The 13,295-nt window shown below is 68.4% G+C and carries 13 protein-coding genes; 12 read left to right on the top strand and 1 reads right to left on the bottom strand.

What is annotated here, in order from left to right:
- Positions 1-40 precede the first annotated feature (40 nt).
- Positions 41-1,024, bottom strand: coding sequence for an AraC-like ligand-binding domain-containing protein (locus tag C7I84_RS19935; protein ID WP_133170124.1), 984 nt, complete (start codon positions 1,022-1,024; stop codon positions 41-43).
- A gap of 192 nt (positions 1,025-1,216) precedes the next feature.
- Between C7I84_RS19935 and C7I84_RS19930 the strand changes: the two genes are divergently transcribed.
- From C7I84_RS19930 to C7I84_RS19875, 12 genes are all read left to right on the top strand, one after another.
- Complete coding sequence (locus tag C7I84_RS19930) at positions 1,217-1,714, top strand: flavin reductase family protein (RefSeq protein WP_106773970.1); 498 nt, start codon at positions 1,217-1,219, stop codon at positions 1,712-1,714.
- A 27-nt stretch (positions 1,715-1,741) separates the two neighbouring features.
- Positions 1,742-2,527, top strand: coding sequence for an SDR family oxidoreductase (locus C7I84_RS19925; protein ID WP_106773969.1), 786 nt, complete (start codon positions 1,742-1,744; stop codon positions 2,525-2,527).
- A 29-nt stretch (positions 2,528-2,556) separates the two neighbouring features.
- A complete protein-coding gene (locus tag C7I84_RS19920) occupies positions 2,557-3,795 on the top strand; it encodes a styrene monooxygenase/indole monooxygenase family protein (RefSeq protein WP_106773968.1) in 1,239 nt (412 codons plus the stop codon).
- A gap of 84 nt (positions 3,796-3,879) precedes the next feature.
- On the top strand, positions 3,880-4,857 hold the full coding sequence (locus C7I84_RS19915) for an AraC family transcriptional regulator (RefSeq protein ID WP_165816147.1): 978 nt from the start codon (positions 3,880-3,882) through the stop codon (positions 4,855-4,857).
- Positions 4,858-4,971: 114 nt separating this feature from the next.
- Positions 4,972-5,727, top strand: coding sequence for a tryptophan synthase subunit alpha (locus C7I84_RS19910; RefSeq protein WP_106773966.1), 756 nt, complete (start codon positions 4,972-4,974; stop codon positions 5,725-5,727).
- Positions 5,720-7,198, top strand: a complete 1,479-nt coding sequence (locus tag C7I84_RS19905; protein ID WP_106773965.1) for a xylulokinase — start codon at positions 5,720-5,722, stop codon at positions 7,196-7,198. Before C7I84_RS19910 ends, C7I84_RS19905 begins: the two co-directional genes overlap by 8 nt.
- Positions 7,199-7,232: 34 nt before the next feature.
- Positions 7,233-8,144, top strand: a complete 912-nt coding sequence (locus C7I84_RS19900; protein ID WP_245428511.1) for a sugar ABC transporter substrate-binding protein — start codon at positions 7,233-7,235, stop codon at positions 8,142-8,144.
- Positions 8,145-8,146: 2 nt separating this feature from the next.
- Entirely contained in the window at positions 8,147-9,658 is a 1,512-nt protein-coding gene (locus tag C7I84_RS19895) for a sugar ABC transporter ATP-binding protein (RefSeq protein ID WP_106773964.1), read from the top strand.
- Positions 9,658-10,587: an ABC transporter permease gene (locus tag C7I84_RS19890; RefSeq protein ID WP_106773963.1), complete on the top strand. Its 930-nt coding sequence runs from the start codon at positions 9,658-9,660 to the stop codon at positions 10,585-10,587. The genes C7I84_RS19895 and C7I84_RS19890 overlap by 1 nt, the downstream gene beginning before the upstream one ends.
- Positions 10,588-10,589: 2 nt before the next feature.
- Entirely contained in the window at positions 10,590-11,777 is a 1,188-nt protein-coding gene (locus C7I84_RS19885; protein WP_165816146.1) for a pyridoxal-phosphate dependent enzyme, read from the top strand.
- A gap of 2 nt (positions 11,778-11,779) precedes the next feature.
- Positions 11,780-12,628, top strand: a complete 849-nt coding sequence (trpA, locus tag C7I84_RS19880) for a tryptophan synthase subunit alpha (RefSeq protein ID WP_106773961.1) — start codon at positions 11,780-11,782, stop codon at positions 12,626-12,628.
- A 207-nt stretch (positions 12,629-12,835) separates the two neighbouring features.
- A complete protein-coding gene (locus C7I84_RS19875; protein WP_106773960.1) occupies positions 12,836-13,234 on the top strand; it encodes a hypothetical protein in 399 nt (132 codons plus the stop codon).
- Positions 13,235-13,295 lie beyond the last annotated feature (61 nt).

Below are 13,295 nucleotides of genomic sequence, written 5' to 3'. Positions count from 1 at the left end.
CGGCGTGCCTTCCTCGTCTGCCCCCGTCTTCCGGAGGCCGCTACTTTTTCCGCCGCAGCGTCTCGACAGGCGTCTCCCCATAGCGCCGCCGATAGGCGATCGCCGCCCGGCCGAGATGCCCGAGACCCGCCGCGTAGGCGGCCTCGGTCACCGTCTGCCGGCCCGACGGATCGGTGAGCGCCGCACGGAACCGGTCGAGGCGGATTGTCTCGACCATACGCATCAGCGTCGTGGCCTTTTGCCTGCGCAGCCCCTCCTGCAGCGAACGCAGGCTGGTGCCGGCCGCCTCGGCCACGTCGGCGGCGGTGAAAGGCCGGTCGACATTGTCCCGGATCCACTCCTCGGCGCGCGCCACGGCATTACGCCCGAGCGCGGCGGGGGGCGGCCCGTCGAGTGCTGCTCGCTGCGAATGAGGCAGGGACGACAGCAGCAGGTAGCCCAGGCTTTCACCCAGCCGCGCCAGATAGTTCGCCGCCATCGGCCCGCCCGCCGCGACGCTTTCAGCCATCAGCCCGACATGGTCCACGATCAGCCGTCCCGGCGCGGCTGCGATGTCGATCGCGGTGGCGAACTCGATGTCGCCGATGCCGCGCTCCGCCAGTGCCGCCCCTTGCAGTTGCAGTGCCTCGCGCTCGATGAGCACGATCAGCTTGTCGCATCCGTCCGACCATCGCATCACCGTCGGCAGGGTCGGCGACAGCAGCGAGGCGACGCGCCGCGGACTGGCCAATGCCGTCTCCTTGCCGCAGCGCACGCTGGCCGTCCCCGACAACGGCATCTGCAGCAGGAAGAAGCGCGACAGCTCGCCGGGATCGATGTCGACTGCGCAGCCGTAGCTGACGAAGTTGAGTGAGAAGCCTCGCTGCCGCGACGATCGATGGACGGCGTGAAAACCTTCGCGGCCGACCGGCGACAGGAAATGCGGACAGAAGATGCGGCCGATCTCCTGGCGCGCTTCCTCGGGCGAGCGCGTGTCGACCAGCGTGTGCGCCGCGAGCATGCCGCTGTGACTGACCGCCTCCACTCCGGCAACCCTCCAACGATACCTCGTCGATCGTTCGGACTGCGCAATCCGGATAGTGGCCGCGCAATCCGGATTGCGGGCCGGCCCATCCGACTGTCAGACTAGTTGAAGTCTAAAAGAAATGCGAGCCCGGTCTTCGGCCCTGCGCCGCCGCTCATCGCATCGGACGGGAACGGATGATGGAGGGTTCCGATGTCGATGGACCTATTCCTTGCGGGCATGCGCAAGGTGGCGGGCGCCGTTACGGTCGTCACGACGATCGGCAGTGATGGTGAACGCCGCGGCCTGACGGCGACGGCGATCTGCTCGCTCTCGGCCGAGCCGCCCTCGCTGATCGCATGCGTCAACCGCAAGACCTGGGTGGCGCAGTTCGTGCCGGCCTCCGGCGTCTTCGCCGTGAACGTGCTGTCGCATGCACAGGAGGACGTCGCGCGTGCCTTCGCCGGCCAGACGGCGCTCGCCGCAGGCGAGCGGTTCTCGATCGGCGAATGGCAAGCGGGCGCTACCGGAGCGCCGGTCGTCAGGGATGGTCTCGCCACCTTCGAGTGCAGGCTGGAGCGGCTGGTGCACCATGCCACCCATGTCATCCTGATTGGCCATGTGGTGGCGACCGTTCTCGGCGAGGGGCATTCGCTGGTCTATGTCGACGGCGGCTTCTCCCCGGTCCTGCGCCAGCTTTCGGCGGCCTGAGCAACACATGACGATAAGGAGGTCCCGATGAAGGGATTGGATGGGAAGACGGCGATCATCTCCGGCGGCGCGACGCTGATCGGCGAGAAATGCGCCGAGATATTGGCAGGCTACGGCGTCGACGTGGTGATCGCCGACATCGATGCGGAAGCGGGTGCGCGAGCTGCCGCCGGTGTCGGCCCCAAGGCGAGCTTCGTGCGCGCCGACGTTACCAGCGACGCCGACATCGCCGCCCTGGTGGCGGCGACCGTCGAGCGCCACGGCCGTCTCGATTTCCTCGTCAACGTCGCCTGCACCTATCTGGACAATGGCGCGGAGACGGTCCGTGCCGACTGGCTGAAGGCGCTCGACGTCAACATCGTCGGCTCGGTGATGCTGATGCAGGCGGCGCGGCCGCATCTGGCGAAAGCGGGCGGCGCCATCGTCAACTTCGGCTCCATCTCGGCACGCGTCGCGCAGGTCGGGCGCTGGGTCTATCCGGTGTCCAAGGCGGCAATCCTGCAACTCACCCGCAACCAGGCGCTCGACCTTGCGCCCGACGGCATCCGCGTCAACGCCGTGTCTCCCGGCTGGACGTGGAGCAACATCATGAAGCAGCTGACCAATGACGACCGCGCCAAGACCGACGGTGTGGCCGCGCCCTTCCACCTGCTGAAGCGCACCGGCGACCCGTCCGAAGTGGCGGAGGCCGTCGCCTTCCTGCTCTCCGATTCTGCGAGCTTCATCACCGGCACGGACCTGCGCGTCGACGGTGGCTACACGGCCATCGGCCCCGAACGGGTCGCCCCGGCGATTCCGCTGCTGATGCAGTGACGGCAACGACGGAAGAAAGGGGACCATCGATGACCGGCAAACGAAAGATCACCATTTTGGGCGGCGGCCAGGCCGGCCTGCAGCTCGGCTGCGGCCTGCTTCGGCATGGCTACGACGTGACCATCGTGCAGAACCGCACCGCCGACGACGTGCGCTCCGGCAGGGTGATGTCCAGCCAGTGCATGTTCGACTCCGCCCTGCGGAACGAGCGCGACGTCGGTCTCGACTTCTGGGGCGCCGAATGCCCGACGGTCGATTCGATCAACTTCGTCGTACCCTCGCCGGAAAGGGCGAGCGAAAAGCTGATCGCATGGAACGGGCTGCTCGAACGCCCGGCCCAGAGCGTCGACCAGCGGATGAAGATCCCCGTCTGGATGGGCGAGTTCGAGCGCCGTGGCGGCATCCTCGAGATCCGCGACGCCGGCATCGGGGACCTGGAAATACACGCGGCCGCCTCCGACCTCACCATCGTCGCGGCCGGCAAGGGCGACATCGGCAGGCTGTTCGAGCGCGATGCGGAGAAGTCGCCATTCGACAAGCCGCAGCGGGCGCTGGCGCTGACCTATGTCCACGGCATGACGCCGCGTCCCGACCATTCGGCGGTCAATTTCAACCTGATCCCAGGCGTCGGCGAGTATTTCGTCTTTCCGGCGCTCACCCATTCGGGCCCGTGCGAGATCATGGTGTTCGAGGGCATTCCGGGCGGCCCGATGGACTGCTGGAAGGATGTCGCCACCCCGTCGGAACACCTCGCCCGCTCGAAATGGATTCTCGACACCTTCCTGCCGTGGGAGGCGGAACGCTGCCGCGCCGTCGAACTCACCGACGCCAACGGCATCCTTGCCGGCGCCTTCCCGCCGACGGTGCGCAAGCCGATCGGCCGGCTGCCGTCCGGCCGGCTGGTGCTCGGGCTGGGCGACGCCGTCTGCCTCAACGACCCGATCACCGGGCAGGGTTCGAACAACGCCTCGAAAGCCGCCCGCATCACCATGGACGCGATCCTCGCCCATGGCGACAGACCATTCGACGGGAACTTCATGCAGGCGACGTTCGGCGCCTATTGGAACTATGCCCGGTTCGTCGTCGGCTGGACGAATGCGCTGCTGCAGCCGCCCCCGCCGCATGTGCTGTCCCTCATGGGGTCGGCGCAGGCCTTTCCGGCGCTGGCGAAGCGCATCGCCAACGGCTTCGACAACCCGCCGGACCTGTTCCCATGGTTCGCGGTGCCGGAGGAAGCCGAACGCTACCTGCAGCAGCTCGCGGCTTGATCCGACGCCCTCGGCATATTGACCTTTGCCTGGCGGCGCCGCAGATTTTCGGTGTCATCAGCGATTGGCAGCGGGAGGGGAATGATGCCGGACGCGCCGTCCGCCGGGCAGGACTGCCGTGCCGCCGGAACCACCGTGCATCGCAAGCGGGCGACGGATCTGTCCGACGCCGCGGCCTACATGTCGCAACGCTATTGCGGCCACAGGCTGGACGTCATGTCCGGCAGCCAAGCGCTGGATTTCCGCCACATCGCCATGGAGGGCGGTAATTCCGCCTTCAACATCCTTCAATACGGCGCGGAAGTCTCCATCGCCTCGAGCTTCGAGGATTTTTACATGCTCGAACTGCCGCTCGACGGCGGCGTGGACATCGATTTCGGCAGCGACAGCTTTCGCACCGGCCGCGGCCTTGCCCTGTTGCTCTCTCCCGGCCCGCGTTTCGTGTCCCACTGGCGCGGCGGCACGCGGCAGTTGATGCTGCAGATCCGCCGCGAGCTGGTGGAGGCCAGGATCGAGCGCTTTGCGCGGCGCTCGCCGAGCAGCCCGCCGGTGTTCAACCCGGTGATCGATCTGCGCAGCGCCTGCGGCCGCCACATCGAGCAGGTGCTCGGCCACCTCGCCGATGCGGTCACCAACGGGCAGCCCGCGGCTGACCGGGAACTCGATGCCGTGGTGCCCAGCCTGATCGACGACCTGCTGCGCAACATCGCCTTCCGCCAGGCCGGCTCCATCGTCCTGGAGCGCCTGCACGCCACCCCGCGCCAGGTCAAGCTGGTCATCGACCTGTTTAGGGGGCGATACGGCGAACGTCTGTCCATGCCGGACGTGGCGCGCGCCGTAGGCATCTCCGAACGGTCGCTGTTCGACGGGTTCCAGCGCTATTACCAGCGCTCGCCGCTGGCTGTTCTCACCGACATCCGCATGGAGCAGGCGCGCCGCTTCATCCGCGAAGGCTTTTCGGCGGCCGAAGCGGCGAGGCGTGCGGGCGTCCATCATCCCGGCCGGTTCTCGTCGGCCTACAGACGTGCGTTCGGCGTGCTGCCGTCGGAAGACCGGGCCTGACCTGTCCATATCCTGCAGATTTCGAGCGCTATCCCGGCGGTCCACCTGACGGCGACGAAAAAAGCCGGCTAGACAACGTCCTCGTTACCCGACGAGGCGTTGAGCGTGCCGGAAATGGTCAAACACGGAGCAGTTGCCGCCGGCAAAACGCCGGTGCTCTCCTGCTATTTTCCGCTCGGCGATCCGCTCGTTCCGGTCGAACTCATCGACGTCTACGCCGGAGAGGGCGTCGACGTGATCGAGATCGGCCTTGCTTCCCCCGATCCTTATCTGGACGGACCCGCCGTGCGGCAGTCGATGGCGCGTGCCGACCGCAGCCGTGCCCGACGCGACCTCGACCTGCTGCTGGCGCGGCTCTCCCGGCACCGTCTGCGCCCCGCCGCGCTGCTGATGACCTATGCGGACGAAGATCATCCGGGCCTGGTGGATGAGGATTTCTGGAACGGGCTCGACAGCCTGCTGGTGGTCGCGCTGGAAGCCGATCCGCTCCGCCAAACTCTCGAAGCCACTGCCGGGCTGGCGGGACTCGAACGCTCGGCCTTCGTCGCCCTGCCGATCGGCAAGGACGCCGTCGAAGCAGCGCGCCGTGCCGAGTTCTATGTGATGCTCCAGGCCGCGGCCGGCGTCACCGGACCCCGCGCCGCGGTGGATCCCGGCAACGCCGAACGCATCGCGGGCTTGCGCCGTGCCGGCGTGGCGGCGCCGATCCTGCCCGGCTTCGGCATCTCCAGCGGCGAGCAGGCGCGCGCCATGGTCGAGCTCGGTGGCAGCGGCGTCGTCGTCGGTTCGGAAGCGCTGCGGGCCGCCCTGTCGGGTCCGACGCGCCTTGCCGGACTGCTCGGTGACCTGCGGAGGGGGCTGGATGGCTGAGCTGTTCGTCGGGTTCGACATCGGCACCACCCAGGTCAAGGGCGGCCTGTTCCGCGCCGACGGCGCCGCCGTCGCCAGCTGGAGCCGCGCCTACCCCACCGAGCGGCCGGGCTTCGGCGTGGTCGAGCAGGACCCGCGCCATTGGCTGGACGGCGTCCGCGACGGCATCGCCGCGCTTGCCGCCCACGCCGATCCTGCCGACATCGCCGCGGTCGGGCTTTGCAGTCAGGTCAACACCGACGTCTTCACCGACCGGAATGGCGTGCCGCTGGCGCCGGCGATCGTCTGGCAGGACGTGCGCGCCTTTGACGAGGCCGCCGCTCTCGGCGCCTCGATCGGCGCGGCGGACAAGGCCGAGTGGTGGGGGGAGGGCGTCGACGTCCCCATCGGCGCCAGCCATGTGCTCGCCAAGATGGCCTGGTTCGCCAGACATGATCCCGCGCTGTGGGCGCAGACGGCCTACGTCTTCTCGCCCAAGGACTACTGCATCTTCCATCTGACCGGCGTGGCGGTGACCGACCCGATGTCGGCCTGGGGGCAGGTCGGGCCGGACCACCGCTATGTCGCCGGGCTTCTCGCACGCGTGGCCGGGGCGGCCGAGCGTCTGCCGCCAGTGCGTCCGATGACCGAGATTGTCGGCGGCATGCGCGTCGGGGGCCGCACCGTCCCTTTGGTCGCCGGCACCATGGACGCCTGGGGCAACCTGTTCGGCTGCGGCGTCTTCCGACCCGGACAGGGCATGTACATGAGCGGCACCAGCGAGATCCTGGCGATGGCTGGGGACCGCCGTGTCGGCGCGCAGGGCGGCGTGGTCACGTTCCCGGAACTGGAGGGCATGGTGGTGCATGCCGGCCCCACCCAGAGCGGCGGCGACAGCCTGCGCTGGTGGGCGGGCGTCGCCAATGTCGAGCCGCTCGACGTGCCGCGGCTGGCCGGGCAGGCGGACCGCTGCGGCCGGCCGGTGCTTTTCCTGCCGCATCTGGAGGGCGAGCGGGCGCCGCTCTGGGATGCCGATATCCGCGGCGCCTTCATCGGCCTCGACAGCCGCGCCTCGGCGCCCGAATTTGCACTGGCCGTGCTCGAAGGCGTTTCGCTCTCGGGACGGCTGCTGTTCGAGGCACTGACCGCCGCCGCCGGGTTCCGCCCCGGTCACCTGCTCTATGGCGGCGGCGGGTCGCGCTCGGATCTGTGGAGCCAGATCCGTGCCGACTGCCTGGGTGTGCCGATGCATCGCCTCGCCCATCCCGACATCGGCTGCCTCGGCGCGGCGATCATGGGCGCCGTCGGTGTCGGGCGCTTCGCCCGTATGGCCGATGCCGTTCCGGCCATGACGGTGGTCGAGCGCGTGTTCGAACCGGACCCGGCCATGCAGCCGCGCTACGACGCCCTGTTTTATGCCTACCGCGGCGCCATCGAGGCGTTGCGTCCGATTCAGCTCTTCGGTCAGCCAGGCAGCAAGGGAACGGCCTGATGCGAACCGCTTTGCCAGCAAGGAGGACTAGCCCATGAAACTGACAGCGATCCCGATCGCCTTGGCGGCCATGATGACGGCCACCGCCGCCTTCGCCGCCGACGTGACCATCCTGACGCCCTACATCAGCTCCATCCCCACCAACGAAATGGCGCAGGCCTTCAAGGCCGAGGGCGACAAGCGCGGCTGGAACACGACCATCATCGACACGCGCAACGACTTCGGCCAGCTCGCCTCGCGCATCGAGGACACGGTCAACGCCAGGCCGGACGCCATCGTCCTGATCTCGGTGGACCACGCCCAGGTCGGCGACCAGGTGGCAGCCGCCGCAGCGGCCGGCATCCCGGTGGTGTCGCTCGACGGCACCGCCGGAAAGGACGTGACGGTCAACGTTACCTCCAACAATTTCGATCTCGGCGTGATGTTGTCGGAGGAGCTGTTCAAGGCCATCGGCGGCAAGGGCAAGATCGTCAAGTTCTACCACTCCGCCCATCCCGGCGTGCACCAGCGCGAACTCGGCCTCGACGAGGTGCTGAAGAAGTACCCCGACGTGCGGATCGCCGCCGCCCACTTCGTCAAGGTGCCCGGTCCCATCGACGACGGCCGCATCGCCATGGAGAATTTCCTGCGCCAGTTCGGGGACGACATCGACGCCGTCTGGGCAGCCTTCGACGATCCGGGCATCGGCGCCGAGCTTGCGGCCGAATCCGAGCGCCCCGACGCGAAATTCATCATCATGGGCATCGACGGCAATGCGCAGGCCGTGGACATGATCAAGTCGTGCACGCACTTCAAGGCGACGCTCCGACAGGACTTCGGCAAGATGGCGGCCATCGGGGCCGAGCAACTCGACGAGGTTTTGGGCGGCGGCAAGGTCGACAGCGGCGAGATCTACGTGCCGGCGGTCATGATCACGCCGCAGACCCTCGGCGTCACCTGCAACTAGCCATGCTGCTGGAAGTCCGCCATCTCGGCAAACGGTTCGACGGCGTCCGGGCGCTCGACGGCGTTGATCTCTCCGTCGTGGCGGGGTCGGTGCATGGCCTTCTCGGCGAGAACGGCGCCGGCAAGTCGACGCTGATCAAGACGCTGTCGGGTCTCGTCACGCCCGATTCTGGCGAGATCAGGGTCGACGGCGCGCTGCGCGGCATCGCCGGCGTGCGCGAAGCGGAAGCCTTAGGCTTCCGCTTCATCCACCAGGAGCTCAGCCTGGTGCCGCATTTCACCGCGGTCGAGAACTGCTTCGTCGGCAGGCCCTATCCCAGGCGCGGCCCGGTCATTGATCGGGCGGCCATGCGCGCTCGGGTCGAGCCCGCCGCCCGGCTCGTCGCCCCCGATCTGCCGCTCGATCTGCCGGCCGGCCGCATGACGACCGGCCAGAAGCAACTGGTAGAAATCGTGCGCGCGCTGATGACCGACGGCGCCCGGCTGATCGTCATGGACGAGCCGACCGCCTCGCTCTCCGACGGCGAGGCGGAGCGCCTCCACCGGGCGGTGCGGGCGTTGGCGGCGCAGGGGGTTGCCGTCATCTTCATTTCGCATCGGCTCGACGAGGTCCTTGCCATCTGCGACCGCTACACGGTCCTTCGCAACGGCCGCACGACGGGCACCGGTGGCATCGTGGGCACGACCCGGGCGGACCTCATTCGCCTGATGTCCGGCCATGAGGAGCGCCGGCCAGCGCCATCCGCGCCCGTCGCTCCGGGCAGACCGGTGCTGGAGCTTTCGGACCTGCCTTTCGGCCCTTCGGGCGGGAGCGTTTCGCTGACCGTCCGCGAAGGCGAGATCGTCGGCCTCTATGGCCTGGTGGGAGCCGGCCGATCCTCGCTGCTCAAGCTCGTCTGGGGTGCGCGGCACCATGCCGGCGGCCGCATCCGTATCGACGACGTCGAACTCGCGCCCGGCCGGATCGACCGGCGCATCGCCGCCGGCGCCGCCTACGTGCCGGAGGACCGGCGCGGCGAGGGTTTGGTCACACAGCGCAGCATTGCCGACAATCTCGCCATCGCCGACCTTTCCGCCGTCCGGACCCACGCCCGTCTGCCGGTTGCGAGCGCGCGCATGCTTTCGGCCCGCGCCATGGCGATCCGGGACCAGCTTTCGATAAAGATGGCGTCGCCATGGGCGAAACCGCTGACACTGTCGGGCGGAAACCAGCAGAAGCTGCTTTTCGGCCGCTGGTCCGGCCGAAAAATCCGCCTGCTCATCCTCGACGAGCCGTCGCGAGGTGTCGACGTAGGCGCCAAGGCGGAGATCCACGCGATTGTCCGGCAACTGGCCGCGCAGGGCGCGGCGGTGCTGATGGCGACCAGCGACATGGACGAATTGCTGGCCCTGTCGAGCCGCGTGCTGGTCATGGCCGGCGGCGTCATGACCGCGGAACTCGCCGGCGACGACATCGTGCCCAAGACGATCGTTGCCGCGGCTTTCGCCCATTCGGACCGCAAGGAGCAACGATGATGAGCGACCTATTCGGCAAATACGGTACGCTCTTCGCGCTGATCCTCATCGTCGCGGCCTTCGCCGTCGCCTCTCCGGGCGCTTTCGGCACGCCCGGCAACCTGATCAACATCACTCAGCAGATGTCGCTGCTGGCCATCGTCTCCGTCGGCGTCACGCTCGTCATGGCCGCCGGCGAGTTCGACCTGGCCACGGCCTCGCTGGTCTCCTTCGGCGGCATTCTGGTCATGGTCCTGTTCGCCGCCGGCGTTCCGGCCCCACTGGCTTTCGTCATAGTCCTGATGGCCGCCGGCTGCTTCGGTGCCTTCTCCGGCTTCATCGTCTCGCATTTCCAGGTGCTCTCCTTCGTCGCCACGCTGGCCGTGGGCACCATCGTCGGCGGCGTCACCTTCATGCTGTCCGACGGCGCCACCCTGTTCGGCGGCATGCCGCCCGGCGTGCGCGACATCGCCCGCGGCTGGACGTTCGGCCTGCCGACGCTCACCTGGTGGATGATCGGCGTTTCGGTGGCGGCCTGGCTGCTGCTCGACAAGATCGAGTTCGGCAGGCGCCTCTACGCCATCGGCGGCAACCGCGAGGCGGCGCGGCTTGCGGGCGTCCGCATAGTGCCCAACACCATGGCGGCCTTCGCGCTCTCGGCCATGCTGGCGGCGCTGGTGGGCATGCTCCTGACCGGCCGCATCGGCAGCGCAAATCCGACGGGAGGCGGCGGCTACCTGCTCACCGCCTATGCCGCCGTCTTCCTCGGCATGACCGTCTTCCGCGACGGCGAGGCCAACGTCCCCGGAACCCTGGTCGGCGCCACCATCATCGCCGTCATTAGCAACGGACTGACCATTCTCGGGGTCTCGACGTTCCTGCAGGACATCATCACCGGCAGCATCATCCTTGCCGCCGTGCTGGTCCGCCGCATCGGCAAGGCGAAATGACCATGGCTCTCGCACAGCCTCTCGCGCCGGACCGTCCCGGCCGCTATGGCAGGTTCGGCGGTCAGTTCGTGGCGCCGGTGCTGCTACCCGTCCTCGACCGCCTGGAGGCTGCCTTCGAGGAGGCCTGGATCGATCGAGGCTTCCGCATGCGGCTGGACGGCCTGCTGCACGACTTCGTCGGGCGTCCCACGCCGCTGTCCGAGGCAGTGGCCAGGCTGCTGCCGACTGCGGGCGCCCGCATCCTGCTCAAGCGCGACGATCTCACCTTCAACGGCGGCAACTACGCCAATTCGGCCCTCGGTCAGTGCCTGCTCGCCGGCCGCATGGGGCTTTCCTGCGTCGTCACCGACACCGGTTCGGGCCAGAACGGCATCGCCACGGCGGCCGTGGCAGCCCATCTCGGCATGGCCAGCATCATCTACATGGGTGCGCGCGACGCCGCGCGACATCCCGGCGCGGTCAAGAAGATGCGGGCCTTCGGCGCCGACCTCAGGATCGTCCAGGATGCCGACGGCACGCTGCACGCGGCCACCAGCGCGGCGGTGCGCCATTGGATGGGGTCGAGCGACACAACCGCCTATGTCGCTGGCGCGCCCATCGGCGCGCATCCTTTTCCGCGTATCGTCGGCGCCTTCCAGGCGGTGATCGGCAGCGAGACCAGGCTGCAGCTGATCGCCGCCGGGCTGATGCCCGGCGCGGTGGTCTCGGCGGTCGGCGGCGGGTCCTCGACCGTCGGCATCTTCTCGGCCTTCGTCACCGACCCTGGCATCCGCCTGATCGCCGTTGAGGCCGGGGGAAGCGGCGAGGGGCAGCCGCATTCGGCGCGGCTGGCCTCGGGGCGCACGGGCATTCTGCATGGCGCCGAGACTTTCGTGCTGAGCGACGAGAACGGGCACATCCTGCCTGCCGGTTCGATCGCCTCCGGCCTGGCCTATCCAGGCTCGCCGCCGGAACTGGCCGATCTGGTGGCGGGCGGCCGTGTCGAGACGGTACGAATCATGGACGAGCAGGCCCGTGACGCGGTGCGCCGCCTGGCGTCAGGAGAGGGCATCCTGATCTCGCTGGAGGCCGGCCATGCGCTGGCCGCCGCGGAGGCTTTGGCGCAGACCCTGTCGCCGTCGCAAGCGGTGGTGGTCATGGTGCCCGCCGCCGGCGACAAGGATCTCGACATCGTCTGGCCGGAGAGCTGACCATGGCCGCCTCGATCTGTCCCTATCGGTCCATCTCCCGTGTCGATGCCATGTTCGACCGCCTCCGCGCGGCGGGCCGCAGGGCATTCGCCACCTACGCGGTCGCCAGCGACCCCAGTTTCGAGGAAAGCCTGGCGGAACTGCACGGTTTCGTCGCGGCAGGCATCGACCTCATCGAACTGGGCTATCCGTTCTCCGATCCCATCCTGGACGGTGCCACCATCCAGAAGGCCAACCGGCGCGGCATGGCGGCCGGCGGCAATCTCGCCCGCACCCTCGACCTCGTCGCCGCCTTCCGCGAGACCGACGGCGCGACCCCGATCGTTCTGATGGGCTACGCCAATCCGCTCGCCGTCATGGGCTATGAGGCGTTCGCGGCGCGGGCGGCGGCCAGCGGCGTCGACGGCATCATCGTCGCCGATATGCCGCTGCGCGAGGCCGGGGCGCTGCTGGCGGCGCTGGCAATGCATGGCATGGTGATGATCCCGCTCTTTGCCATGACGCTGGAGGAAAAGGATGTCGCGCCGCGTCCGGGCGTCGGCGGTTTCCTGTACTGCATTCCGGTGGTCGGACCGACCGGCGGCCCGTCCGCCACCATCGAAACCATCGGGACGGCCGTCGCGTGCTGCCGACGCTCGACCACCCTGCCGGTGATGGTGGGTTTCGGCATCAAGACCCCGGAGGCGGCGGCGGCAGTGGCCGCCATCGCCGACGGCGTTATCGTCGCGAGCGCCCTGATCGACCTCGTCGACGCCGAAGCCGGACCAGCCGCCGGCGTGCAACGCCTGTCCCGCTATTCCCGCCACATCTGGGCGTTCAGACAGGCGATCGACCTGGCGCCGGCGAGTTGAACCTGGCGGTCGCCCGATCGGGATGAACGGATAGCTTCATGAGCGGCCGCAGCTTCTTGCAAGGTGGAGCGTGCGTCCCATGCTGCCCGGTTCGGGTGTTTCCCTTGCGTTACAATCCACAAAATCGGGCAACACCGGTCGGAAACAAAGTTGGGCTAATTTCGTAGTCACAGGGAAGATACAATAAGAACCAACAGGCTGACGACGATGACCGCGCTTTCCGACCGCGCCGACCTCGGTTCCCGTTTCCAACATCGGGAACGCCACCGTTTCGTGCCGTCGCTAGCGTTGCGCCGGCGCTCTGCGGACCATCCGATCATGATGTTCTCGCTGGCCGTGAGCGCGGCCTTCCTGTCGATGGCCTTTGTTCCGAGCGCGGGTGGACCGGCTTTCGCGTCGTTCGCCGCGCCGGCCAAACTCGACGAAGGTGTGCGGACCACGGCGAAGACATCGCGCCTGCGGTTCCGCGAAGCCGATCCGGCCTGCTTCGGGCTGCCCTCCGGAATGGTCGACCTCGAATGCCTGGTCCGGGTGGTGAGGAGCGAGCAACTTGAACCGCAATGGGCCGCTGCCGCCACCTCCACCGGCATCGCCCAGATCCTCTGACATCCTCCCACGCCGTCTCAGGCGTAGAGCGGGGGCTCCTGTCGTCAACGGCGGCAGGGGC

It is taken from the genome of Kumtagia ephedrae (assembly GCF_003012745.1).
In the GTDB taxonomy this organism is placed as follows: domain Bacteria; phylum Pseudomonadota; class Alphaproteobacteria; order Rhizobiales; family Rhizobiaceae; genus Kumtagia; species Kumtagia ephedrae.
The sequence above is the reverse complement of the archived record's forward strand: the minus strand, read 5'-3'. Positions and strand labels throughout refer to the sequence as shown.